This window comes from Anaerococcus sp. Marseille-Q5996, from assembly GCF_946893725.1.
In the GTDB taxonomy this organism is placed as follows: Bacteria; Bacillota; Clostridia; order Tissierellales; family Peptoniphilaceae; genus Anaerococcus; species Anaerococcus martiniensis.
The window spans coordinates 163,164-189,668 of the sequence record NZ_CAMPPE010000003.1 but is presented as its reverse complement, the minus strand read 5'-3'; the positions used below and the strand labels follow the sequence as shown (position 1 = coordinate 189,668).

Genomic DNA, 26,505 nt, shown 5'->3' with positions numbered 1-26,505 from the left:
AAACTCTAAAATCATAACTTTCTAGATTTGTTCATATCAATTATTACCGCAATTATAATTGATATTACCGAACCAACAATAGCACCTATGGCTGGAGTCAGAACAATCATAGAAATTAAGGTTATGATTATTGTATACAAGGGTTTTAATCCAATGCTTTTTCCTAAAAGTAAGGGCAGCAATAATTGTTTTATTAAAAAAGTTATTACAAAGACTATTATCAAGATTAAAGCCAAGTGAGGATTCCCCATAAAATATGAAATGATTGACCAAGGAATTAAAATAATCCCACTTCCTAAAACTGGCAATAGATCAACTATTGCTATAAATATTGCCACCAATCCATAATAAGGCACATCTCCAATCTTTAAACCAATTAGCAATACAATAAAGCTAATGGCAGCAGAAATTATTGAAGCCTTTAAAAATTCTTTAACTCCTATGCCTGTTTTTCTTAAAAATTCTTTAAGCATATCCATACTATTCTCCGAGTTCTAACAATAAATCTTTTCTAGCTAGATTTTTATTAAATAAAATTGGTCCAATCTCTATTATAAAATAGTCCTCGTCTATTTTTGGATCTGGATAATTCCTAGCTAAAGTTATTTTTTCATTTTCAATATTTTCTATTATTTCCTTACTATACTTACCCATTACAATGTATTGAGCAAAAGGAAATATTATATTATCTTTCTCCAAGTATGGAATGGGTGCTTCAAAGGGTTTTTTAATGTCTATCCCCCATTTATTTAAAATTTGTGACAAATCATGGTATTGATTTTCAATATTTTCTATATAAAAACAACAAAATGCACAATCACATAAGTCATTATAGTTTTCATAAAATAATTTATTTTTACTCATATTCATATACATATCATACTAATAAATTTAATTAAAAATGTAAATTTTATTTTACATACAAATGTCTTACAAGTCATGAAAATATTGTATAATATACTTGGATTTAATTTTTAGGAGGAATTATGAAATTAAATAAAATTTTCTCATTAGGTATGACACTAATGACAGCCCTTGCTTTTACAGCTTGTGGAAATAATGCTGATAATCAACCAGAAAATACAGATGAAGCAAACACAAGTGAAACTGCAAGCACAGAAACAACAGAAGAAAATAAAGCTATCGATAAATTAACAGTACAATTTGTACCATCTCGTGAACCAGAGGAAATTATCACAGCTACTGAACCACTAAAAGATATGCTAAAAGAAGAATTATCAAAAGAAGGTTACGAAGTAGAAGATGTAGATATTTCTGTTGGTACATCATACGAAGCAACTGGTGAAGCAATGAGTGCTGGAACAGTTGATGTTGGATTTATTCCAGGTGGAACTTATGTAACATATGATGATGGTGTTGAAGCAATTCTTACAGCAACACGTAATGGACTATCAATTGAATCTGATGATGCAAAAGAATGGAATGACAAAGCGCCAACAGAAAAAGTGGATGATCAAGTAACATTTTACAGGGGTCTAGTATTAGCTGGTCCTTCTGAAAAAGGACAAGAACTTGCTGCAAAAATAAATAATGGTGAAAAATTATCTTGGGAAGACCTTGACTCTGCAAACTGGGCAGTAATGGGACCTACTTCTCCAGCTGGATACCTATATCCATCACTTTGGTTAAAAAATAATTATGAACACACAATTTCTGATTTATCAAATGCAGTTCAAGCAGATTCTTACCCATCTTCATTTGCAAGACTTGCTACAGGTCAAATCGATGTTCTTGTAACATATGCTGATGCAAGAATGGACTTTGTTGATCAATGGCAAAGCGAATTTGGTGGCAAAAATGATATTTTCACAGATGTTCAAGTAATTGGTGTAACAGATAAAATGATGAATGATACAATCTCAGTATCAGAATCAAGCGAAAAAATGACACCAGAGCTTATTGAAGCCTTACAAAATGCATTTATCAACATTGGTAACACAGATGAAGGTAAAGAAGTAATTGCTATTTATACTCACAATGGATATGAAAAAGCAAATCCAGCTGACTATGATTCAGAACGTGAAGTACAAAAAATGGCAAGAGATGCTAACTAAGAACATATAAAATAAAAACTAAAAAGGCCTATGCCCTAAGGGGTTTTAGGTCTTATTTTTTAATGAAGGAATTATAATGATAGAATTTAAAAATGTATCAAAAACATATGAAGGTGGATTTTTAGCACTTAAAGATATAGATCTAACAATTGCAGATGGAGAGTTTGTATCTATAATTGGATCATCAGGGGCTGGTAAATCTACCCTTATTCGTACAATTAATAAAATGCACGAGATTTCTAGCGGACAATTAGTTGTAGATGGAAAAGATGTATCGAAGTTAAATGGCCAGGCACTAAGGGATTACAGACGAACAATTGGTATGGTTTTTCAAGGTTTTAACCTAGTTGAAAGAACTACTGCCCAAAAAAACGTACTAAATACTTTTGTGCCAGACCTAAACTTTTTCCAAAAGTTATTTGGCATTTATAGTAATGATATGAAAAGAAAAGCTCTAGAAGCCTTGGATAGTGTAGATATTTTGGATAAAGCCTACTCACGTACAGATGCACTTTCTGGTGGACAAAAGCAAAGAGTTGCCCTTGCAAGAACCATTGTTCAAAATCCAAAAATAATCTTGGCAGATGAGCCTATTGCAAGTTTAGACCCCGTATCTAGCCGCCAAGTTATGAACTATTTTCAAAATCTAAATCGTGAAAATGGTATTACTGTAATTGTAAATATCCATGATGTTGAGACAGCTTTAGAATATTCAGATAGGATTCTAGGAATCAAAAAAGGCCAGCTAGCTTTTGATGGTAAGCCATCTGAAGTAAATGTAGATGTAATTAGAAATATCTATGGCCAAGACCCTAAAAATATTGTTGTGGAGTAAATTATGGATAATATTTTTAAAGCAAAAACAATTACTCTTTCAAATGGAAAAGTAGTTACAGAAAAAAAATCCAATTCTTTGCTTATATCACTTATTCTTTTAGTATTTTTAATCATTGCCCTCAAAGTGACAGGTTTTAATAGCAAAATACTAGCTCGAAATGGTCATAATTTATTAGTTATTTTAAAAGACTTATTTAATCCAGATTGGGATTATTTGCCTAAAGTAATTGGTCCAACTTTTGATACTATAAAAATGTCACTCTTCGGTTCATTTTTAGGAGCATTCTTAGCCTTACCAGTAGCTTTTTTATCAGCTTCAAATATGGTAAATAATAAATTTATAAACTGGCTTTTTAAATTAATATTTACTATTTTAAGGACCCTACCAACCCTAGTTATCGCCCTAATTGCAACATATGTTTTTGGACTAGGAACCCTAGCTGGAACCTTTGCGATTTTTGTATTTTCCTTTGCCTATGTTGGAAAGATAATGTATGAAGAAATAGAAACTCAAGATTTAGGTGCTTATGAAGCAATGATTTCTATGGGCTACACTAGAGCAATGGCTTTTTTTAAGGGAGTAATCCCGTCAATTATGGCAACATACATTTCTACTTCCCTATTTAACTTTGAAGGAAATGTCCGCTACGCTTCAATTTTAGGTTATGTAGGTGCTGGAGGTCTTGGATTGTTGATTAATGAAAATATTGGATGGCGTGATTATAACAGAGTCGGCACAATTTTGTTTGCCCTTGTAATAACTGTCTTTGTAATAGAATTAATTTCTAGAACAATTAGAAAAAGGTTAGCTTAGGAGGATTAAATGGATCAAAAAATAGAAAAGGTTTTAAAGGCTGAACCAAATTATAAACTTATACGCACAATACTTACAATTATAACCATTGCCCTCCTAATTTGGTCATCAGGTGTTATGGATTTTTCAAAAACAAGTTCAAAGGGTGTCGGAATTATAAAATCAATCTTGGGTGGAATTATCCATCCAGATATGAGTCTTTTGACAGATTTTTCTGGAGGTGGACTTTGGTATTTGATTTTTGAGACTGTTTGTATAGCCTTTGTTGGGACATTAATAGGAGCCTTAATCTCCCTACCACTGGCATTTTTATCATCTGCAAATATTGTTCCCAGAGTGATTGCAGAAATTTTTAAAATACTTATCTTGTTAATTAGAACAATACCAGCAATTGTCTATGGGCTAATGTTTATAAGAGTTACTGGACCTGGGCCTTTTGCTGGGGTTATGACTATGACCTTTACATCTATTGGTATGCTAACAAAATTATTTCAAGAAACAATTGCAAATATTGACACGGACATACTAGAAGCTTTTGAATCCCTTGGAATTAATACTTGGGGCAAGATAAGATTTGGAATTTTGCCACAACTTTTTGCAAGCTTTCTATCTACAATAATTTATAGATTTGATATGAATATCCGTGATGCAACAACACTTGGTTTGGTAGGAGCTGGTGGTATCGGTGCTCCACTTATATTTGCAATTAATGCCTATAGGTGGAATGAGGTTGGAGTTATATTACTTGCTCTTATGATATTGGTTTTAGTAGTTGAGCTACTTTCTACCAGATTTCGCAAAAAACTTGCTTATGGTATATAGGAGGATTTTATGAAAATCACAATACTCGAAACTAGCGATATCCATGCTTATATTTCAAATAAATCTTTTACCGACGCCAATAAAAGTGAGCTTTTCTCAATGTCAAAAATAAAAACATACATTGACCAAGCGAGAGATGAAAATGAGTTTGTGGTCTATATTGACAATGGAGACAATATTCAAGGATCTCCTCTAGGAACTTTTTACCATAACAACAATGATTTAAAAAATCTTGCAAGTGCTTATAATTTACTAAAAGCTGATGCAATTGTTCTGGGAAACCATGATTTTAATTATGGAAAGAAATATTTAAAATCTTATATAGATTATTTGGATGCCCCTGTATTATCAGCAAATACCTTACAAAATGATAATTATCTTGATATTAAGCCTTATATTACAAAAACTTTAGGCAATATTAAAATTGGAATTTTAGGAATTACAACCCAATACATCCCAAATTGGGAAAATCCTAAAAATATCCAGGGACTATCATTTAAATCAGCTATGGAAACTGCTGAGCAATATCTACCAATACTCAGGGATAAAGAAAACTGCGATATTGTAATTGTTTCTTACCATGGTGGTTTTGCAAGAGACTTAGAAACAGGTCGTGAGCTAACCCCACAGACGGGAGAAAATGAAGCTTATGATTTGCTTTATTCAAATTTAAATTTTGATGTATTTTTAACTGGCCATACCCATAAAGAAATATCTGGCATCTATAATGATATTGTAGTTACCCAACCTGGCTTTGCCGGCGGGAAGATTTCTGAAATTACTCTATATATAGATGAGGGCAAAAACATAATAGATAGAGATGTGAAGTTAGTGGATATGGGAGAAATAATTCCCAATGAAGAATTAGAAAAATTAGTAGAAAATGATCTAGTGGGTGTAAATAAGTACTTAGATCAAAAATGCGGGCAAATATTTCCATCTGCTCTAATAGAGTCTGTAAGAGAAGTTCAAATTGATGGTCATGCTTACATTAATTTAATAAATCAAATTCAAATGGACTATGCGGATTGTGACATTGCTGCAGTTGCAATATATTCCTCAGAGGCTAAAGGCATACCAAATGAAGTTACTATGAGAGATATTTTTTCAAATTATAGATTTAACAACACTTTGATGAAAATTGAAGTCAGCGGTAAAGAGTTTAAGGAAATACTAGAATATAATTCTAATTATTTTATGATTGATGATGAAGGCAATCTAGTACAAAATCCCGAATATTTTATTTTTAATTACGACATATATTCTGGCGTGGACTATACTTTTGATTATACAAAAGAAAAAGGCAAACGACTTACTAGTGCTATTTATAGGGGCCATGAAATTACTGATGATGAAATGATTACTTTTGCTACAAACAACTACAGAGCAATAGGAGGTGGAGATTTCCCAGTACTTGATGGGACACAAATAATCTGGGAATCTGCCCTAGAAATGCCTCAATTAATTTTTGATTATATTGCAAAGAAGAAAATAGTAAATATAAAAGATCTGCCTTCTGTAAAAATAATAGGATTTAAAGATATAAAGTAAAAGGACTAGCTAGTTTTAGCTAATCCTTTTTTATTTATAGATTTTTTTATAATGTTATTTTCAGTTTCAAATTTATAAATTTTTACCATCAAACTAATAATACCAATTGTTAATACTATATGACCGATACCAGAAATTCCAGCAATGGCCACTTGGTTAATAGTTTGTCTGCCTTGGGATACTACTGTAAATATTCCTTTAACAATCATAGCAACAACAGTAATTGTAAGACCAGTAATATAAGTATGATAAGATTTTTTTATTGAAAGGATTTTTCTATCATCGTTATTTCTAACTAGCAAGTAGATTCCCATTAAGGCCAAGAATCCAAGAGCCAAGCTATGGGTATGGATAAGGTTTAAATAGGTATCTTCATTAAAACTATAAAATTTTGTAAATTCTCTAGAAAATGCTCCAGCTAATAGACCCATAACTAACATTGTAATGGAACTAGCAAGTATAGATTTTGCTTTAAATTCTCCTATAAAGTATTTAAATCCATACACTACTATAAATAGATACGCCACCGTTTTTGGCATCATCATTGATCCAACTGCAGGGTACTTGTCTGCAAATAGCACTACCGGAATGTAGAATGCAAAACTTAGTAAAATCAACCACCACATATTTTTAAGACCTGGTTTTTCTTTTTCCTTGTATGACCAGATAATTAATAAAATGCCCATAATCAAGAAAGGAATGTTTCTATAAATCCCCCATTGGTATGATTCATTTGCTGATCCCCAATTATTTTGTGGCATTGCTACTAGTATTATTCTTATAATAGCAAGTGCGTAAATTAAAATTTTCTTCTTATTGTCATAGTCTCCACTTTGTTTTCTATAAAAATAATAATATAAAACATAAAAAATTGTCATAGTTATACTTGTAACAAATTTACCCCAAGAAAGAGCTGATGTATGTGCTGCAAGACCTCCGGGACTTAGATGAGAAACCACTCTTGGTAATAGATGAAAGCTATCACCAATTCCCAGAACTATGGCCATAATACCAAATAATTTTGCTTCTTTACTATTTTCTAAAAGTAACCTTACTCCCAAGGCTACAACCAAGGCCAAATAGCCTATATCAAATAAACTTTCTCCTAATTGCATTAAAAAATTCCTTCCTTTATCCACCCTATATGGATCTTATACTTTTCTACAAATGTAGACTTATCCCATTCTTCTCTAAAATTTCGCTCGATGAGGCTATGGACAACGGCCCTAAAAAAATAAATTTTTTCTATATCTATGCCCATAGAATCCGCCCTATTAAAAGCTTTCTTAAAATCCCCATGTGAGCATTCCCAACTTTTATTAAGATTTTCATCCCAATATAAAAACTTATTTTTGTATAAATTATAAACATCTTTGTCAAAAATTATTTCAGCAATATCTTCACCAAATTCATTCAAAGATTTGTAAATATCACCCTTATTATTTTTCAAAGTTGCCATAAAAAGCAAATGTATATCACGAGTATTTTTATCAAGTATATAAAAATAACTATCCTCAAGATCTTCAAAATATTGGTAAAAACTACCACGAGCTATGCCAATTTTCTCAACTATTGATTTTACATTTACTTCAGAAAATGGTTTATGAGAAAACTCCTCAAGTAATACTTTAGTAACTTTTTGCTTTTTTTCCTGGTCTAGATTATGAAAAGTATCTTTAGGCATATTATCCTCCTCTTATGACACCGTGTCACTTTTTTATTATAGATGACACAGTGTCATTTGTCAAATAAAAAAAGGCCTATGCCTTTTTATTTTTATCTCCTTGTTTGGAAGTCAATAAACCTCCAACCACTCCCAAGATAATTCCTATTCCAATACCTACTGGAATATTTCCTCGAGCCGAACCAACTCCTGCCCCAAGTGCTATCCCTACAGCTACCCAAGTTGCCATTTTGCTATTCATAAGATCCTCCTAAATTTATATATCTTTTTTAAAACAAATAATTCTATTGGCCTCACTAAAGCCAATAGCCAGATGAAAGGCTAGGCTATCTAAATTTGTCAATTCACAATCACTTGCAAATTCCTTTATTCCTTTGCTTTTTACCCACACCTCGCAAGCTTCTACTAGGTCTCTTGCAAAATTATTATTTCTATAGCAATCCTCAACATATATTCCCTCAAGGTAGCCAACAGGGGAAGTTTCACAGCCTTCTACATAATCATATCTTATAGATACATTGGAAAAGCCTACTGGTTTCTTATCTACATATTTGATAAAACTTGCCATATCAGAATTCACTGCGAACTCATTAAACTCTTGTTCCAATTCTTCTACCGAGTCATTGTCCCAGATTTTAATCGCCATTTGGGCTAAGATTCTTGAATCATTTAAACTAGCTTTTAATATCATAATTGTAATTTCCTACGAGGACTTCTCCTTATCAAGCGTCCTTGAGCCATGTTTTATAATCCATTCAGTCTCTTTAGTCATATCTGGACTCTCCCATTTGTCTACTATATAGACAAACTTTTCTGGATCTTCCTTGTACAAATCGTTTAGGTTATTAGCTACAGATTTTTGAATATATTTATCGGGATCATTTTTAAGATTGTCAAGAACTTCTACAAAGTCATCGAAATACTGAAGTGCTATGTCCGTTTTCCTTGCCCATGGTAGCCTTATTCTCATACATTCACTTGAAAGTCTTCTCACACGTTCATTTTCATCTGTGGACCATATCTTTAGAAGTTCGAAAGTTTTTTGCGGATAATTTTTTAATATTGGACGCATACAATATTCACCGGTAAATCTTTTGGTTAATTCTTTAGAAAAATCTGTGGATTGGATAAAATACTCTGCTCCATAATATTCTACATATTTGCCGATAGGCCACAGCCACCAGCCTTCTGAAAAGGCCCCAGAATTTCCCGTAAGTTCTGGTCCAAGGATTTGGTAAAAAACATTTAGTGTACCTATATAATCTCTGTCTATAGATTCGTATAAGGCATTGGCTACAAGTTCTTGTCTGGGAGTAAATTCCAAGTTGTCAATAGAAGGTATAGTTAGTTCTAAAAACTTATATCTATCAAACTTATCCGTAACCTTTGAGATTTTGTCTGCTAAATTCACCAAATATTCTTGATCATAGTATTCTTTCAATTTTTTTGCCATATTCGTTATAATTCCTGGATCTTAATTTCTTTATTTTTTATTAAATGATTTATATTTATCTTAATGTTTTCTATTTACCTTAATGCTTTCTATTTATCAAAATTTTTTAATGTGTCCAACGAAAGCTTTAAAGCATAGTCTATGGAATCTCCACCAAATCCTCTAGGGTCATATTTTTTAATATCTGAAAGGGAGTCTGCTGTAAACAAGATTTGTCCCCAGATTGCACTTCTAAACTCAGCAACGGCTGCTAGAGCTGAGCACTCCATTTCTACTACCTTACATCCTTCGCTTACTCGATAATCTACCATTTCTCTAGTTTCTCTATAAAATCCATCTGTACTCCAAGTAATGACCTCTTCATATTTTAGATTATGCTGAATCAAAGTTTTTTCAATAGTTCTTAAAGCAAGTGGATGTATATTTACAAAACGAGATGGCGGCAAATAATGATAGCTAGCCCCTTCATCTCTTAAGGCAGTATAAGGTATCAAAAAAACATTCTCATCTATATCAACTAAAGTGCCACAAGAACCCGTAGTAATTATTTGCCTACATCCATAAGATATTAACCAATCTAAAATCTGGGCAGATGCGGCTGCACCTACTGGAGCTTGCACTAGGCAAATTTCCTCACCTTCATAATCTATGATATAAATAGGATAAATTTTAGTAATTGAATTAAAGGTAGTTATTATCTTTGCCTTATAATCATAAGCTAACTTATCTAGGGCATCTCCCAAAAAAGCGAACAAACATTTGCTAGGAAGACTAATATCAAGATTTGCATGATTAGGCATGATGATAGAATTTAGATTATCATCGTATTCTAATATGGGTATTTCATTTTTAATTATTGTCATAGTATCACCTTTACATTTGATTTTAAGATCTACCTAGCAAGTCTATAAGTATCATAATCCTTAAGACTTTCATTATTTATCCATTTTGCAATCATAGTAGCAGCAATTTTAGAATAAACTGTGCCATTGCCACCTACACCACAAACTACAAATATGTCTGGATTTTCTGGATCTATACCCATATATGGAAGATTATCTTTACTCATCCCAAACAGGGCAGCATAATTATATTCTGAACTTAAATCCTTTTTTTCTACAAACATATTATTTGCAGCTTTTAGCAAATCATTTTTATGTTTTTTTGCATCTTTTTCTTTTAATTTATCGCCTTTTTCATCAAACCCACCTACCATTAGCCTACTGGCAAAAGTTTTTTTAAAGTAAGTATAGGCATCTTTAACTTCCCAAGTCAAAAAGTCTTCTCGATCAGATATATCAATAACTTGACTTACAGCAACATAGGTCCTATAAATCTCTACATTTTTTAAGTGTTTTTCAAATTGAGCTGGTGGATTATATCCTGTTGCAATTACTATTTTTTTATAGGTTTTTATTATTTTTTTTCCAGCAATTTCCAAAGTCACTATATTGTCTGCATTTTCTTTTCTTGCTTCAATAAATTTTACGCCCTCTGCAATATGAAGATTATATTTCTCAGATGCAGTTTTGAGTAGTCTAAGCACAAAAGCATAGGGATTTAGATTTATATCTGGTCCTGCTAGTAATCCCCCATAGGCATTGATATTATGTTCTTTTAAATCATCTTTATTCAAAAAAGAAACTTCATATCCAATTTCTTTTTGCATTTTAGTTTCATCTTTGACATCTTGTATTTTATTTTTTGCACTTGCCAGTATTAGGCTTTCACTTGTTTTAAAATTTGCTTGACTTATATTTATTAATTCTTGATCTATTTTTATTAGATCATCTATAGCTTGCTTGGATTGGTTATAAAATTTTACCGCTTTTTCCAGGCCTATTTGCTCAGAAAAACTTTTGACACCCTCATCTGACATATATTGGATAAGCCCGGTATTTGCAGATGTAGATCCTGAAGCAATTTTATTTTGTTCAATTAAAGTTACCCTATATCCCTTTCTTGAAAGTTCATAAGCTGCTAAGGCTCCTGACATACCAGATCCCACTACTAAGACATCCGAATCAGCGTCTACATTATAATTAATATTTAAAGAAATTGGCTCAGTATTTACTGGCCAATATAGGTTGCCTGTATGTAATTTCATATTTCCTCTTATTTCATTCTAGTATTTACTTCTTTATACCCATCCCACTTAATTATGCTTAAAAAACTCCACTTATTAAAGTGAAGTTTCTTGCTTATTTATTTTGTTGTTTCTATTATCATGTCTATAGCCTTATCTATATCTGTATTTGGATTTAAAAATGCAAGTCTTAGGATAGTTTCTCCATCTATACTTGATGGTAGACAAAGTAATTTGCCATTTAAAGCTAAATTTTTTGACCAGGCATCATAGTCTTCTTTCTCCCAAGCTTTTCTTTTAAATACAACTATTGATAGGCTTGGCTCCATTACTAATTCTAAATGGTCAGTATTTTTAATTGCTTTGGCACATTTTTTTGCATTTGCTATACAAAGTTCAATGGCTTCTGTATATTTTTTCCTACCATATGTTACTAATGAATACCATAATGGCAATCCCCTGGTCCTTCTTGAAAGGTGGATGGCCATATCTGATGGATTTGATTGACTATGGTCTACTCCGTCCAAATATTCTGCATGTTGGGAGAAGGTTTGGTATACATTTTTTGGACTCCTATATACCAAACAACAACAATCATATGGTGCAAAAAGCCATTTATGAGGATCTACTATAAAGGAATCAGCATCTTCAATACCCTTATACAAGTCTCTTACGCTTGGAGCAAGTATTCCAGCCCCACCATAGGCACCATCAATGTGTAACCAGATATTATATTTTTTGCATACTTTAGAGATGGATTCAATATGGTCGATAGATCCAGTATTGGTAGTTCCTGTAGTTGCAACTACAGCAAATATTCCTTCATTTTCTTTTATAAGTCTTTCAACTGCATGTCCGGTCATTCTACCATTTTCATCAGTTTCAGCTGTCAATACATCAACATCCAAAACTTTTGCAATAGTTTTTACTGATGAATGAGTATCTTTAGAAATTATTAATTTATAACCATCACTTGGTCTGCCATTTGGATATTTCCCTTCATTTTTCCAAACATTTTTAGCATGGTCTCTGGCGCAGGCTAGGGCAGAAAGATTGCCATGTGTACCTCCTGAAACAAAAGTTCCAACAGCTTCATCTGGCCAAGCTAAATTTTCTTTTATCCAATCTATCACTTGGTTTTCAGCAAAAATTGCTCCTGCACCACATTCCCAAATTCCACCAAAAACATTGGCTGCCGATACTACTTCATCAAAGGCAACTGCTGCCTTGGTTGGAGCAGATGGAATGTATGCAAAATTCATTGGGTCATCTGCAGAACGAGTTGCCCTATTAAGTGTTTCAAAAATTTCTAGGGCTTTTTTTGGCCCAAGTCCATCATCAGTTATAGTTTGACCAACTTTTTCTCTTAATTCTTTTGCGGAAAGGGCAGTTGTCTTTGGGTCAGATCCAGAAACGGTTCTCTCTTTGGCCCATTCTAGTGTAAGTTCAACTGCCTGGTCTTCATATGTCCAAAACTTATTATCCATAATTCACCTCAAAAAATTAAAATTTCAAAATAACTTTTATTTTTACTATCTTCAATAAAAGGATAACTGAAATTTATAAAGCTAGCAAGCACACGCCCTGCAACGTTAAAGCAATTATTGTTTTTGTCAATATTTACTTATCCTCGATTAGCTTTTCTTTAATAAGAAATTCTCTAGCAACTTCATTTGCAGATTTTCCTTCTACATCTACCATATAATTCATTTTAGTCATTTCATCAGAATTTATTTTTCCTGCAAGTTTTCCTAATATTTCTTCTAATTCAGGATATTCTTCTAAAGTTTCACTTCTTAAAAGAGGTGCAGCTTGGTAAGGAGGGAATAATTTTTTATCATCTTCTAATACTTTCAATTTATTAGTAATTATTTGACTATCTGTGGAATAAACATCGGTTATATCAATCGAGCCGTTTGCAATTGCAGTATATCTTAAGGCAGGCTCCATGGTTTTTACATCCAAATCTAAATTATATAAGGATTCTAGACCACGGTTTCCATCTTCCCTGTCATTAAATTCTAAGGTAAATCCTGCTACAGCACTATCTTCCACATTTTTAAGGTCAGATACTTTTTCCAAATTGTTTTCATTTGCAAAATCTTCTCTAACTGCTATAGCGTAGGTGTTTTGAAATTCGCTAGGTTTTAGTAATGATAACTTATCCTGCTCATAAATTTTATCCCTTGCAAGTTCATAGACTTCTGTTGGATCATTTGATATTTCTCCAATATCATCATTTAAAAGTGAACTAGTAATAGTACCAGTGAATTCAGGATAAATATCAACACTACCTGATTTTAACGCCTCATAAAGAAAACTTGTTTTTCCAAAATTTGGTTTTAGCTCTACTTCTATATCAGTATTTTCCTCTATCAAGTCCTTATACATGTTTATAAGAATTTCAGGCTCAGCCCCAAGTTTTCCTGCAGCAACTAATTTTTTTGGACTTTTTGCCCCAAATGGAGTTAGACTTAAAAGTGTAAGAAGTGTTGCAAGTGTTAGTGATATTAAAATAGTTTTTGGTTTTTTATTTTGTAATAATTTAATTAATGCTCCAAAGAGTATAGCTAAAAGTGCTGAAGAAATAGCACCGATTAAAATTAATGATGAATTATTTCTATCAATTCCTAGCAAAATAAAGCTACCAAGTCCCCCAGCTCCAACTAAGGCTGCCAATGTTGCAGTTCCTATTATCATAATCGCAGAAGTTCTGACACCAGACATTATAATTGGCATAGCCAAACTTAATTTATACTTTTTTAACTTTTCCCACTTTGTCATACCAAAGGCAGTGGCCGCTTCTTCCAAAGATGGGTCTATTTCCGATAAGCCTGTCACGGTCGCTTGATAAATTGGGAAAATTGCGTAAATTACTAGGGCTGTTATGGCTGGAGTTTTACCAATGCCCATGATTGGAATAAATAAACCTAATAAGGCCAATGATGGTATTGTTTGAAAAATACCCGTTAATTGCAAAATAGCTTCGTTTGCTTTTTTCCTATTTGATAAAAATATTGCAAGGGGAATAGCTATAAAAATAGCAATTAATAATGAAATCAAAGATATTTCTAAATGCTCGTATAAGGCTACTAACCAATCAGCTTTTCTCTCATTAAATGTAGTTACTAAATTATTCATTTATATACTCACTCTCATTTTCGAAAAACTGACTAACAAATTTATTGGCAGGATTTTCAATAATTTCTTTTCCCTTACCAATTTGGACAATCTTTCCATCTTGCATGATACAAATCCTATCTGCAACCCTTAGTGCCTCGGACATATCGTGGGTTACAAAAACCGTTGTGATTTTATAGGATTTCTGCAAATCAATTATCAAATCTTGCAGATCTCTACGACTAATAGGGTCAAGAGCAGAAAAAGGTTCATCCATTAACAAAACCTTTGGGTTTGCAATAATTGCACGCAAAATGCCAATTCTTTGTTTTTCTCCTCCAGATAAATCACTAGGTAGCCTATCTCTGTAAATATCAGGATCCAGTCCAACTTCATTTAAAAGCTCATCAGTTCTTTTTATAATATCAGCTTTATTCATATTCTTCATCTCTGGAATTATAGCTATATTCTCTGCTACCGTCATGTTTGGGAAAAGGGCAATACCTTGGAGAACATATCCAATATTAAGTCTTAACTCTCTTAAATCAAAGCTATTTATATCGGCTCCATCAAAGAAAATTTGTCCCTCAGTTTCTCTTAAAAGTCTATTAATAAGCTTAAGGGTAGTAGTTTTTCCACTTCCACTGGGACCAACTATCACAAAAAGCTCACCATCCTCTATTTCAAAATTTATATTATCAATGGCCTTTCCAGATCCAGGATAGGTCAGTGATACATTTTCATATTTAATCAATAATATCTCCTAACTTTTCGATAAAAAAACCTTTAAGACTTTTTCAAATCTTAAAGGTATATGATAACATTCAAATTTAAAAAACCTATATATAGTAACTTACCCAAAATCCTATAATTAAATAATCTCTCACTCAATAATTACACTATTATCAAGGTAAATATCTTATGCTGGAGCCATCATGGCGTTAACTTCTAAATTATTAGATATTTTTATCTTTGTAACCCCCAATGGCTGCACCTAATCCAATTCCTATTAATAATCCCAAGGCTATATTTTCCAGTAGCATACCAAAAATTAATCCCAATAACATACCAGCACCCATGTATGCGCCTGTATTCTTGTTCATAAAAGCCTCCTTTTGAAAATCTAAACTAGTATTTTATATATAATGATTTTTACCCTTTAATTAATAAAAATACTTATGAGTAGATAAAGAATAATCCTCGGTTAAGTATTTTCCGAGGATTTTGTGCTTTAGCTAATAGTTTTATTATCTATATTTATCACATTCTTATTAACCACTAAAATTTTAAAGGAAATTAAAAACAATTACCATTCCTATTAAAAATGCAATTATAGTAGCGACTAAGGCTACAAATAAAAATATAGGCATAGAAAAATTATATTTTCTATTTAATCCATATAAAATCAAGGCTCCAATCGGAGCATATATTATTCCAAAAGCAGCATACACCATAATTAATTCATCATTTTTAATTTTAGATGTAATATATAATAATATTAAGGATATTAAATATATTACTAATGTATATTTTAAAAATTTTATCATTTTTGTCCCTTTTTTCAATAATTCTCATCTATCATTTTAATGTATGTATGTCTATTTGGTATTTATTGTAAACCTACACTTAGGAAAATTTGAACAACCAGTAAATTTTCCATATTTACCTTGTCTTTCAACTAATTCTGATCCACATTTAGGACAAATATTTTGTCTTATTTTTTCTTGGTTTTCTTTTTTAACTTTATTTATTTCCCTACTATGCAATATGTCCATTTGATAAGATTTATTTTCTTCAATTAATTTTACAAGTTTTATAAGCTCCTCTTCTGATATTATTTCATTTGTAGATAGGGATTTAATCACATTACTTAATTGTGAAATCTTACAGACTTTAGCTTTTTTTACATCTATTGAGCTTAGATTTGCCTCTGCAGAAAAAGCTATTATAGAAAAGTAAGGCAAATTTGGATAATCATTTTTTATGATAGATTCAACAGCCTTTATATGCCCGTAGTTTTGAAAAAGAGGATTCATAAACTTATGCTGGCTATTAGAAAGATATTGAGTCCACTCCTTTGAAAATTCACCTCCATATATTTTCCCCTTATATGCTTTTGTTTCTATGCAAAAGATACCATAGGTTGATACAACCAAATGGTCTATCTGGGTAGTTTTAGTTTTTTGGCTAGGATTAATTAACTTAATATCATGAAGCTTTATATATTTTTTCTTATCTAATTCTTTTAACATTGAAGCTACGGCAATCTCTCCAATATCTCCCTTAAACTGGGATTTAAATACAGTTATCATCAAAATACAAGCAATAAAGAACCCTATAGAAATTTTTAATTGCATAAGATCTCCCTTCAAATTACACTAAATATATTACTAATCTTATTATAACCAAATAAATAAAAAATAAGCTCAAAAGTGCTTGACATTCATGTAATATAAAGATAAATTCTTAGTAAGAAAACATTTACACAACAATAGGAGACTGGGATGTTAAAAAATAAAAAAAAGGTCATTTTAATAATATTGACCATATTACTGGTAATTTTTATTGGATTTACAATTTTTCTTGGCAAGCAAGTATTTGATGGATTTACCAATATCGTGCCTAGAGAAGAAACATTAGAAGAAGCAAATACATACGAGGATAAATTCCAAGACTTTGCCAAAGATAAGCAAGTTCATTACATAGATTTTCCTTCAAGTAAAGGTGAGCACAATATTCCTGCCATCCATATAAAAAAAGATGGAAACAAAAATATTGCTGTCTTAGTCCATGGTTTGGGTGGAACAGGTAAATCACTACCCCACATAATGGATATATTTTTAGATCTTGGTTATGATGTCTTAGCAATAGACCAATGTAATTCAGGAAATAATCAAGCACCTTATAATACGTTTGGATTTCTAGAATCATATGATATTTTGGATGCAGTTAATATTGCAAATGAAGAAATCGGGGATGATGGCAAATTAGTCCTTTGGGGAGAATCCTACGGTGCGGGAAGTGCTGCCATGGCTGCCGGTAGAGATGAGCAAAATATAGATTATCTTATCTTAGAATCACCAGTAGCTGATTTTAACGATATGTTCGATAAAGAGTTAAAAACAATAGAAGATGAACAAGGCATTCCAGTTGATTATATGAAATTTGCTGGTGGCATATTCACAAAACTAAAACTTAATTACACATTTAAAGACATTGATGCCAATCAATATATAAAAAATGTTAGTAAGCCAGTTCTCATAACTAATGCAGATCATGATACTCTTACACCACCATATATGGGTGAAAGTCTTTATAAGTCTATAAATCACAATAACAAAGAAATATTTACCGCTAAGGGTTACAAACACGCAGAATTTCCGAGAATTAATAGTGAAAAATATAAGAAAATAGTTTCTGATTTTCTTGATGAGTACAAATAATAAAAATAAAAGGCCATTGATCATTCAGATTTAATTACTGAATTTTAATGGCCTTTTCTTTTACAAATTATTTTTTTTACTATCCAAGCATTATTTTTTCAAGCTCAAGTGGTTCAATGTACTTATCTCCCTGGTAGGCTCTCATGTTTCCACCAGAAATTTCATCAATGAGGGCAACTTTGCCATCCTCTATTCTACCAAATTCAAATTTAATATCATATAAGTCTAAGCCTTTTGCTACTAATTCTTCTCTAACAATTTCTCCGATATTTAAAGCTAAATCTTTTAGCTCTTCATATTCATCCTCTGTCATAATATTTAATAATACTAAGGCATCTTTTGTAATTAGTGGGTCATCTCTGTCATCGTCTTTTAGGGTGATTTCTACATATGGATCTATTTTTGTCCCACTTTCAATATATTTGCCGTATCTTCTGATAAATGAACCTACTGCATAGTATCTAACTATTACCTCAACTCCCTCACCAAAAACATCCGCTTTTTTAACTACTGCTTCGTTTTTATCTAAGTCAGCTGATACAAAGTGAGTTGTGAGTCCCCTATCATTTAAGATTTCATAAAAGTATTTGGTCATAGCAACCGCTTGGTGACCAGCTCCTTCTATAGTAAGGCCTACAGAATTTGCACCTGGGTCAAATACACCATCTGCACCTGTTACATCATCTTTAAATTTTAATAAATATTCTTCATCATTTAATTTATAAACGTCTTTGGTTTTTCCTGTATATACTTTTTCCATAACTTAGCCTCCTATAAATTTATACTTATATGCTTATTACCTTTTACAACTTTTCCGATAATTTGAGCATTTTCTCCTAGAATTTCTAAAGATTTTTCTTCATCTGCTGGGTCTACAAAAACTACCATACCTATACCCATATTAAAGGTATGATACATTTCTTCAGTATCAATATTTCCCCATTCTTGGATTTTTTTAAATATTGGATCTATTTCTAAATTGCTTAGGTCAAAATTTACTGACAAATCATCAGCTAATATCCTAGGGATATTTTCATATAGGCCACCACCTGTAATATGAGAAATAGCATTTATTTTTACTTTCTCTTTTAACTTTTCAATATCTTTTACATATATTTTTGTAGGTGTTAAGAGTTTTTCGCCAATAGTTTGGTCTTCATCAAATCTATCATCTAGGCAAATACCAGCTTGCTCCATTGCAGCTCTTACAAGAGAAAATCCATTGCTGTGCACTCCAGAAGAAGTTAAGCCTATAGCAATATCTCCCTCTTTTAGATTTTCTCCAGTTATTATTTTTTCTTTATCTACAATTCCTACTGCAAATCCAGCTAAATCATAATCATCTTCTTGATAGATACCTGGCATTTCTGCAGTTTCTCCACCTATTAGGGCTGCTTCTGCCTCTAAGCATCCATCTGCTATACCGCTAACAAGATCAGCCATTTTTTTAGGATTAAGTTTTCCTGTTGCAATGTAATCTAGGAAAAATAATGGTTTTGCTCCTTGGCAAATAATGTCATTGACACACATGGATACACAGTCTATACCTACTGTGTCATGCTTATCCATGTCCATGGCAAGTTTGATTTTTGTACCAACTCCATCTGTTCCACTAATTAGCACTGGATTTTTAATTCCATCTAGATTTGGAGCAAAGGCACCTGCGAAACCACCTATATCAGCTAAAACTTCATTGCCATGAGTTTTCTTTACTATTTTTTTGATTAATTCTACTTCTTCGTAACCTTTTTCCTTATCTACTCCTGCATCCTTATATGTCAATTTTGCCATTATATATCCTCTAGTTTTTTATCATCTTCAATGACTTTTTCTCTTAACTCATTTTTATAATCTTTTAGTTTTTGAGCAAGGTTTTCATCTGATAAGGCTAAAATTTGAATGGCTAAAAGGGCAGCATTGTCCCCACCATTCATGGCAACTGTTGCAACTGGAACACCCTTTGGCATTTGTACCATTGATAGTAATGCATCTAGTCCTGCTGTATTTGTACCACCAACTGGCAGGCCTATGACAGGTTTTATGGTCATACCTGCCATAACCCCTGCAAGATGAGCTGCCATGCCAGCAATACCTATATAAACTTTTGCATCATCTTTTTCCATAGTATCTTCTAGGACACTTAATGCTCTGTGGGCAGATATTATAGATACTTCATAGTCAATTTCAAATTGTTTTAAAATTTTAGTAACTTTTTTGGCAATTTCTATGTCTGAGGCTGAGCCCATTATAACTCTAATATCAGTCATTATTTCTCCTATCTTTTTGTATAGTTTGGTGATTCTCTAGTGATTGTAATATCGTGTGGATGGTTTTCGATTAATGAAGCTGGTGAAATTTTAACAAATTTAGCTTTTTCGTAAAGTTCGTTTAGATCCTTGCTACCTACATAGCCCATACCAGATTTTAATCCTCCTAGTAATTGGTAAACTACTTCTCCAACCGGACCCTTGTAGTCTACCCTGCCTTCAACACCTTCTGGTACATATTTTTTTGTATTAGTTTGGAAATATCTATCTCCAGACCCATCTTTCATAGCTGCAAGAGAGCCCATGCCACGGTATTCTTTGTATTGTCTACCTTCAAAAAGGATAGTTTCTCCAGGAGACTCTTCAGTACCTGCAAATAATGAACCTGCCATTACAACAGATGCTCCACAAGCGAGAGCTTTTGTAATATCACCAGAATATTTGATACCACCATCTGCTATTACAGGAATATTGTGTTTTTTAGCTTCTTCAACACAATTAATAATTGCTGTAATTTGTGGAACGCCAATACCTGTTACTACACGGGTTGTACAAATTGAACCTGGACCTATTCCTACTTTTATAGCATCTGCACCTGCTTCTATTAAATCGTGTGCCGCTTCAGCAGTAGCAATATTTCCCGCAATTATTTGAATATCTGGATATTTTTCTTTTATATTCTTAATAGATGATATTACATTTTTAGAGTGACCATGAGCAGTATCTACAGTTATTACATCTACATTTGCCTTTACAAGTGCATCTACCCTATCAAACATATCATTCGTAATACCTACAGCTGCCCCAACTAGTAATCTATTGTTTTCATCTCTAGCTGAATTTGGATATTGTTTTGATTTTTCAATATCTTTTATGGTAATAAGACCCTTTAATTTATTATCCCCATCTACTATTGGGAGTTTTTCTACCTTTGCAGACTCCATAAGCTTGATTGCTTCTTGCATTTTTATCCCTTCATATCCTAAGATAAGATTTTCTTTAGTCATAATATCATCAATTACTACACTTGGATCATCTTGAAACCTTACATCTCTATTTGTAAGAATGCCTTTTAAATACATATCCTTATCAACAATTGGCACACCAGATATTTTATAATTGTTCATAATATCAAGGGCATCTTGTAAGATGTTTTCTTGATGTAGGTAGAAAGGATCAGTTATAACTCCATGTTCTGATCTTTTTACCACATCTACTTGTCTAGCTTGTTCTTCAATAGACATATTTTTGTGGATTATTCCTATACCACCTTGTCTGGCCATAGCTATAGCCATTTGGGATTCAGTAACTGTATCCATACCTGCAGACATCATTGGTATATTTAATTTTATTTTATTTGTTAGATATGTTGTTGTGTCAACTTCATTTGGTAAAACTTCTGAAGGTCCTGGTACCAATAGTACATCATCAAATGTTAGTGCGTCTCCTAAAAATTGCATTATTTATCCTTTCTAAAATATTCAACTGCATTTTCAAATATATTTTCTCTTTCTACATCATAAACATTTTTAAACAGATCTTCATCTATCCTTTCAGCATGGCCCATTCTACCTAAAATCTTGCCATCTTTGGAGATAATCCCTTCGATATTATAATTTGAGCCATTTGGAGATGTATCATATACTGAAAATACTTGGTCATTGTCTAATAATTCTTGTAATTTTTCTTCATTTACTATAAATCTTCCCTCACCATGGGATATAGGAATTCTATAAGTTTTATCTAGGTCAACTCCCCTAGTCCATGGACTGTTATTTGTAAGAGTTTTTGTATTTACAAATGTTGCTATATGTCGAGAACTTGTATTATTCGTAAGTGTTGGATCATTTTCTTTTGGTACAAGGACCTGTCCATAAGGAAGTAATCCTGTTTTTACTAAGGCTTGGAATCCATTACAAATTCCTAAAATCAAACCATCATTTTCATTTAATAGATAATCAATAGCTTGAGCAATTTTTTCATTTCTTAAAATATTTGCCAAAAATTTAGCTGATCCATCTGGTTCATCTCCTAGGGAGAATCCACCTGGAATTACAAATATTTGTGATTTTCTGATTTCTTTATCTAGTCTATCTATAGATTCTTCTATATCTTTTTCATTTTGATTTCTAAATATCAAAATTTCAGTATCAGCTCCAGCTTTTCTAAAGGCATCTTGGGTATCCCATTCACAGTTTGTGCCTGGGGCCGCAAGTATTATTGATCTTGGCTTATCTACTGCTTTGTCAGATTTTAATTTTCTTTCTAATTTTTTAGTTTTTAATTCTTGATATTTAACTTCTTCATAGCCTGGGAATACTTCATCTAAGCTGTGAATAAATGACTCAGATAATTTTTTCTTATCTAATTTCTCCCCATTTACAATAATATCATCAGAAAATCTTCCAATATTTTCTATAAAGTCTCGGTCATTTTTATATTCTACAACAAATGAACCATACATAGGATTATAAAGATTATCATAGTCTAAAGTAAAACCAGTATTTCCAATTGCTTGTTCATAGACATTTGCTAAAAGTCCCTTTCTATCTAGGGCTATAGCTGAGATGATATTTCCATCTCTTATATCTTTTATAAGATTTTGATAATTATTTTCTAATACTTCTAAATCAAGAGTTCCATCTTTTTTGTAAGAAGTTTTAATAAGTCCAAGTTTGCCTTTACCTTTCAAATCATTTGAAATAATCTTTTCTACATCTTCAGTAGTAACTGCAAAGGATATTAGAGTTGGCGGTACTTTTATATCTTCAAAAGTTCCACTCATACTATCCTTGCCCCCTATTGGTGGCATGGAGAAATGATTTGTTACTTCAAAGGCACCTAATAAGGATTTTAATGGCTTAGACCAAGCTTTTTTGCTATCCATTTTTTCATAAAATTCTTGAAAAGTTAGTCTAATCTGATTTAAATCTGACCCTATGGCTACTAGTTTTGAAATAGATTCAACTACCGCATAGTAACCACCTAAGTATTGACTTTTACTTGATAAGGATGGATCAAATCCATAGGTCATAATTGACGCAGTTTTTGAAACACCTTCTTCAACTGGAAGTCTTGCTGCCATAACTTGAGATGGATTTAATAATTTTTTCCCACCTAATGGATTAAGAACTGTATTTTTTCCTACTGATGGGTCAAACATTTCTATTAAGTTTTTCTTAGATGCTACATCTAGTGATTTTACTTTTTCATAGAATTTGTTTGGATCATTATCTTTTTCTGTTAAGATAGCTGGTACATCTTCGCTTACTACTTCTACATCTGCATATCTTTCAGCACCGTCTGTATTTATAAAGTCATAAGAAATATTTGCTATAACTTGATCTTCATAATACATAGTCATAGTATTGTCATCAGTGATAGTAGCAACTTCTGTAGCTTCCAAGTTTTCTTCGGCTGCTAAGTTCATAAAGATTTCTTTATCATCTTTCGAAATTACAACTGCCATTCTTTCTTGAGATTCTGATAAGGCTATTTCAAATGGTTTTAGCCCCTTATATTTTAGTGGAACTCTATCTAGATAAATATCAATTCCATCAGCAAGTTCACCAATAGCAACTGCTACTCCTCCTGCTCCAAAGTCATTACATTTTTTAATAAGCTTAGCAGCCTTAGGGTTTCTAAATAGTCTTTGAATCTTACGTTCTTCAGGGGCATTTCCCTTTTGAACTTGAGCTGATTCTGTTTCAATAGAGCTTATATTGTGAGATTTTGATGAGCCTGTTGCTCCACCTACTCCATCACGACCAGTTTTCCCACCAAGAAGGATTACAATATCTCCTGGTGTAGGGTCAATTCTTTTTACATTTTCTGCTGGAGCGGCAGCAATTACTGCCCCACACTCCATGCGTTTTGCTTTGTATCCTTCGTGGTAAAATTCATCTACAAGTCCAGTAGCAAGTCCTATCTGATTACCATAAGAAGAATAACCTTGGGCTGCCTCGTAAGTTATTTTTGCTTGAGGAAGCTTACCTGCTAAAGTTTCAATATAATCTTCTTTTATATTTGCAGCTCCAGATAATCTCATAGCTTGGTAAACATAGGACCTACCAGAAAGTGGGTCACGTATGGCTCCACCAAGGCAAGTTGATGCTCCACCAAATGGCTCTATCTCTGTTGGATGGTTGTGGGTTTCGTTTTTAAACATTAAAAGATAATCTTCTAGGCTTTCTTTACCACCATTTAAAACTCTAACCTTTGTATAAATAGAGCAAGCATTTATTTCACTAGATACCTCTAAGTCATCAAAATTATCATTGGCCCTCATATACTTGGCAAGAATTGTACCAAAACTCATTAGGTTAATTGGTTTTTTGATGTCTAGTACTTTTCTCATTTGTAGGTATTTTTCAAAAGAATCTCTAATAGCCTCATCTAAAAGAGTTGCAGTATCAAATTCTATATCCAAATAAGTATTAAAGGTTGTATGTCTACAGTGGTCTGACCAATAAGTATCTAATATTTTTATCTCAGTTTCGTTTGGGTCACGATTTTCTTCCTTAAAATAATCCCTTACCATTCTTATGTCATCAAGACTCATAGCCATAGAGTTTTCTTCTAAAAATAAGCTTAGGTCTTTATCATCATAGTTTCTAAATCCATGATAAATTTTATTTTCTAGATTTTTATCGTGACTTGTTTTTAAAGTTGTAGGAATTCCAATGAGACTTACTTGTTGGGAGTCAACTGGATTTATTAAAAACTCTTCAATTTTTGCTAGATCAGTCTCTCTTACCTCTGATAATTCATAAACTGTAGATGCTTTTACCTCTAAGGTTTTATCATCTATGATTAGAGATGCAGTATCTATAACACCTTTTTCTCTAGGGTTAAATTGGCCTGGTAGATATTGACTTGCTACTGCATTTTTAAACGAAGCTTGTAAATTTATTGCATCATCAAAAGCATATACTTCATCTACTGGAGCTTCTGCTAAAACTTGGTACAATATTTTTTCTAAGTTCTCATTACTTGTTTCTATATCATATCTTTTATAGATTTTTAAATCTTCTAAATCTATATTTAAGGTATTATTTATTTTTGTTTTTAGATTTTGGGATTCAAAATCAAAAGAGTCTTTTCTCCTAACATAAACTCTTTTTACAGTTGGTCCTATATCTTTTCTATAATATTTGCCGTCAAAGTTTATTTTTTTTGCATCTTCATAAACTTCTTTGATAGCAGCATCAAAATTATCAGCTGTTGCAACAATATTTAAAACCCTGCCACCAGCAGTTAAAATTTTTCCATTTTCTTCATTAGTGCCTGCATGGTAAATGGTTGATTTTATATCATCGTCAAAGCTTATTTCTTTACCTTTTTCATAAGCTCCAGGGTAGCCATCTGATGCTAGAATTAAGCATGTAGCTTTTTTATCATTTATATCTAAACTTACTTGATCTAATTTTGCTTCAGATGTCGCCATTAATAAGTCTAGGATATCATTATCTATTAATTCCAGGACTACTTGAGTTTCTGGATCTCCAAATCTTACATTAAATTCCAAAACATAGATTCCAGATTCATTTATCATAAATCCTATGAACAAAACTCCTCTGTAGTCGATATTTTCCTTGTTAAATCCTTCTAATATTTTTGGTAAAATTTCTTCTGCAATTTGTTTTTTATAGGCTTCTGCTTCTAGGTTTGGAGCGTAAGTTCCCATACCTCCAGTATTTGGGCCTAAGTCTTTATCAAATATTCTCTTATGGTCCTTGCTTGTTGGAAGTGGAATAATATTTTTAGAATCAGTTAGGCAAAGCAGGCTCATTTCAAAACCAGCTATATATTCTTCTATAACTATTTCTTTATCTTTTGAGAAAATATCTGCTATAGTTTCTTCCAACTCTTTTTTATCTTCTATAATATAGACGCCCTTACCTGCTGCTAGTCCATCTCTTTTTAAAACAACTATGCCTTTTTCATCTATTAGCTTATTAGCATATATATTAGCTTCATCTTTACTTCCTGTTCTAAGGTAGGCTGCTGTTTTTATACCATATTTATTTAGAAATTCTTTGGTATAAGCCTTACTTGATTCAAATTTTGAAGCAGCTTTATTTACACCAAATATTTTCAAATTATTTTTTTCAAATTCATCTACTATTCCTTGGCATAAAGGTAATTCTGGTCCTACTACTGTGTAGTTAATATCATTTTCTTTTGCAAATTCTACTAATTTATCAATCTCATCTACTTTTATATCTAGTTTTTGTCCTAGCTGAGATGTGCCCCCATTACCTGGAGCAAAAAATAGTTTTCTTTGCTCTTTTGCTATTTTTTTGCCCAGAGCGTGCTCTCTACCACCTGAACCAATAATTAATATATTCACT

Annotated in this window: 26 protein-coding genes; 6 read left to right on the top strand and 20 right to left on the bottom strand. The window is 32.2% G+C overall.

Translation table 11 applies throughout. The features are described from left to right. Nucleotides 1–11: 11 nt before the first annotated feature. Together OC526_RS05340 and OC526_RS05335 are read right to left on the bottom strand one after the other, a co-directional pair. Nucleotides 12–479 (bottom strand): AI-2E family transporter, encoded by a 468-nt coding sequence (locus OC526_RS05340; RefSeq protein WP_262122593.1) that lies wholly within the window; start codon nt 477–479, stop codon nt 12–14. Nucleotide 480: 1 nt separating this feature from the next. After that, nucleotides 481–870: a hypothetical protein gene (locus OC526_RS05335; protein ID WP_262122591.1), complete on the bottom strand. Its 390-nt coding sequence runs from the start codon at nt 868–870 to the stop codon at nt 481–483. Between the two features lie 116 nt (nt 871–986). Between OC526_RS05335 and OC526_RS05330 the strand changes: the two genes are divergently transcribed. From OC526_RS05330 to OC526_RS05310, 5 genes are all read left to right on the top strand, one after another. Beyond that, on the top strand, nt 987–2,075 hold the full coding sequence (locus tag OC526_RS05330; protein WP_262122589.1) for a phosphate/phosphite/phosphonate ABC transporter substrate-binding protein: 1,089 nt from the start codon (nt 987–989) through the stop codon (nt 2,073–2,075). Between the two features lie 76 nt (nt 2,076–2,151). Beyond that, nucleotides 2,152–2,910 carry a phosphonate ABC transporter ATP-binding protein gene (phnC, locus tag OC526_RS05325; RefSeq protein ID WP_262122587.1) on the top strand — a complete coding sequence of 253 codons (759 nt, stop codon included), beginning with the start codon at nt 2,152–2,154 and terminating at the stop codon, nt 2,908–2,910. Between the two features lie 3 nt (nt 2,911–2,913). Continuing rightward, nucleotides 2,914–3,726, top strand: coding sequence for a phosphonate ABC transporter, permease protein PhnE (phnE, locus tag OC526_RS05320; protein ID WP_262122585.1), 813 nt, complete (start codon nt 2,914–2,916; stop codon nt 3,724–3,726). A 9-nt stretch (nt 3,727–3,735) separates the two neighbouring features. Then, nucleotides 3,736–4,548 carry a phosphonate ABC transporter, permease protein PhnE gene (gene phnE / locus OC526_RS05315; protein WP_262122584.1) on the top strand — a complete coding sequence of 271 codons (813 nt, stop codon included), beginning with the start codon at nt 3,736–3,738 and terminating at the stop codon, nt 4,546–4,548. A gap of 9 nt (nt 4,549–4,557) precedes the next feature. Beyond that, nucleotides 4,558–6,099 (top strand): bifunctional metallophosphatase/5'-nucleotidase, encoded by a 1,542-nt coding sequence (locus OC526_RS05310; protein WP_262122583.1) that lies wholly within the window; start codon nt 4,558–4,560, stop codon nt 6,097–6,099. 5 nt (nt 6,100–6,104) lie between these two features. Here OC526_RS05310 and OC526_RS05305 read toward each other — a convergent pair whose 3' ends face one another. From OC526_RS05305 to OC526_RS05245, 13 genes are all read right to left on the bottom strand, one after another. Beyond that, nucleotides 6,105–7,214: a DUF2871 domain-containing protein gene (locus OC526_RS05305; RefSeq protein WP_262122582.1), complete on the bottom strand. Its 1,110-nt coding sequence runs from the start codon at nt 7,212–7,214 to the stop codon at nt 6,105–6,107. Beyond that, nucleotides 7,214–7,783: a TetR/AcrR family transcriptional regulator gene (locus tag OC526_RS05300; protein ID WP_262122581.1), complete on the bottom strand. Its 570-nt coding sequence runs from the start codon at nt 7,781–7,783 to the stop codon at nt 7,214–7,216. The genes OC526_RS05305 and OC526_RS05300 overlap by 1 nt, the downstream gene beginning before the upstream one ends. Nucleotides 7,784–7,859: 76 nt before the next feature. Next, the gene (locus OC526_RS05295) at nt 7,860–8,024 is read right to left on the bottom strand and encodes a hypothetical protein (protein ID WP_262122578.1); all 165 of its coding nucleotides are present in this window, start codon (nt 8,022–8,024) and stop codon (nt 7,860–7,862) included. Nucleotides 8,025–8,039: 15 nt separating this feature from the next. Then, the gene (gene aac(6'), locus OC526_RS05290; protein WP_262122577.1) at nt 8,040–8,474 is read right to left on the bottom strand and encodes an aminoglycoside 6'-N-acetyltransferase; all 435 of its coding nucleotides are present in this window, start codon (nt 8,472–8,474) and stop codon (nt 8,040–8,042) included. A 12-nt stretch (nt 8,475–8,486) separates the two neighbouring features. Next, complete coding sequence (locus OC526_RS05285; protein ID WP_262122576.1) at nt 8,487–9,236, bottom strand: DNA alkylation repair protein; 750 nt, start codon at nt 9,234–9,236, stop codon at nt 8,487–8,489. 89 nt (nt 9,237–9,325) lie between these two features. Beyond that, nucleotides 9,326–10,099, bottom strand: a complete 774-nt coding sequence (locus OC526_RS05280) for a nucleoside phosphorylase (RefSeq protein ID WP_262122575.1) — start codon at nt 10,097–10,099, stop codon at nt 9,326–9,328. Between the two features lie 29 nt (nt 10,100–10,128). Then, nucleotides 10,129–11,343 carry an NAD(P)/FAD-dependent oxidoreductase gene (locus OC526_RS05275; protein ID WP_262122573.1) on the bottom strand — a complete coding sequence of 405 codons (1,215 nt, stop codon included), beginning with the start codon at nt 11,341–11,343 and terminating at the stop codon, nt 10,129–10,131. 98 nt (nt 11,344–11,441) lie between these two features. Further along, entirely contained in the window at nt 11,442–12,809 is a 1,368-nt protein-coding gene (locus tag OC526_RS05270; protein ID WP_262122572.1) for a pyridoxal phosphate-dependent decarboxylase family protein, read from the bottom strand. Between the two features lie 133 nt (nt 12,810–12,942). Beyond that, complete coding sequence (locus OC526_RS05265; protein WP_262122571.1) at nt 12,943–14,463, bottom strand: ABC transporter permease/substrate-binding protein; 1,521 nt, start codon at nt 14,461–14,463, stop codon at nt 12,943–12,945. After that, nucleotides 14,456–15,196: an ABC transporter ATP-binding protein gene (locus OC526_RS05260; RefSeq protein WP_262122570.1), complete on the bottom strand. Its 741-nt coding sequence runs from the start codon at nt 15,194–15,196 to the stop codon at nt 14,456–14,458. Before OC526_RS05260 ends, OC526_RS05265 begins: the two co-directional genes overlap by 8 nt. A gap of 202 nt (nt 15,197–15,398) precedes the next feature. Further along, nucleotides 15,399–15,545, bottom strand: coding sequence for a hypothetical protein (locus tag OC526_RS05255; protein WP_262122568.1), 147 nt, complete (start codon nt 15,543–15,545; stop codon nt 15,399–15,401). 183 nt (nt 15,546–15,728) lie between these two features. After that, the gene (locus OC526_RS05250) at nt 15,729–16,007 is read right to left on the bottom strand and encodes a hypothetical protein (RefSeq protein ID WP_262122567.1); all 279 of its coding nucleotides are present in this window, start codon (nt 16,005–16,007) and stop codon (nt 15,729–15,731) included. Nucleotides 16,008–16,040: 33 nt separating this feature from the next. Further along, the gene (locus tag OC526_RS05245) at nt 16,041–16,799 is read right to left on the bottom strand and encodes an NERD domain-containing protein (protein WP_262122566.1); all 759 of its coding nucleotides are present in this window, start codon (nt 16,797–16,799) and stop codon (nt 16,041–16,043) included. Nucleotides 16,800–16,946: 147 nt separating this feature from the next. On the opposite strand from OC526_RS05245, the gene OC526_RS05240 reads away from it, so the two are divergent. Continuing rightward, nucleotides 16,947–17,885 carry an alpha/beta hydrolase gene (locus OC526_RS05240; RefSeq protein ID WP_262122565.1) on the top strand — a complete coding sequence of 313 codons (939 nt, stop codon included), beginning with the start codon at nt 16,947–16,949 and terminating at the stop codon, nt 17,883–17,885. Between the two features lie 79 nt (nt 17,886–17,964). Here OC526_RS05240 and OC526_RS05235 read toward each other — a convergent pair whose 3' ends face one another. Genes OC526_RS05235 through OC526_RS05215 form a run of 5 tightly spaced genes read right to left on the bottom strand, consistent with a single transcriptional unit; the run spans nt 17,965 to nt 26,504 of the window. Beyond that, on the bottom strand, nt 17,965–18,645 hold the full coding sequence (locus tag OC526_RS05235; protein ID WP_262122564.1) for a phosphoribosylaminoimidazolesuccinocarboxamide synthase: 681 nt from the start codon (nt 18,643–18,645) through the stop codon (nt 17,965–17,967). A gap of 11 nt (nt 18,646–18,656) precedes the next feature. Next, a complete protein-coding gene (purM, locus tag OC526_RS05230; protein WP_262122563.1) occupies nt 18,657–19,676 on the bottom strand; it encodes a phosphoribosylformylglycinamidine cyclo-ligase in 1,020 nt (339 codons plus the stop codon). Next, nucleotides 19,676–20,152, bottom strand: a complete 477-nt coding sequence (gene purE, locus OC526_RS05225; RefSeq protein ID WP_262122562.1) for a 5-(carboxyamino)imidazole ribonucleotide mutase — start codon at nt 20,150–20,152, stop codon at nt 19,676–19,678. Before purE ends, purM begins: the two co-directional genes overlap by 1 nt. A gap of 8 nt (nt 20,153–20,160) precedes the next feature. Then, nucleotides 20,161–21,612 carry an IMP dehydrogenase gene (gene guaB, locus OC526_RS05220; protein WP_262122561.1) on the bottom strand — a complete coding sequence of 484 codons (1,452 nt, stop codon included), beginning with the start codon at nt 21,610–21,612 and terminating at the stop codon, nt 20,161–20,163. Next, nucleotides 21,612–26,504 (bottom strand): phosphoribosylformylglycinamidine synthase, encoded by a 4,893-nt coding sequence (locus OC526_RS05215; protein WP_262122559.1) that lies wholly within the window; start codon nt 26,502–26,504, stop codon nt 21,612–21,614. The genes guaB and OC526_RS05215 overlap by 1 nt, the downstream gene beginning before the upstream one ends. Nucleotide 26,505: the final 1 nt, after the last annotated feature.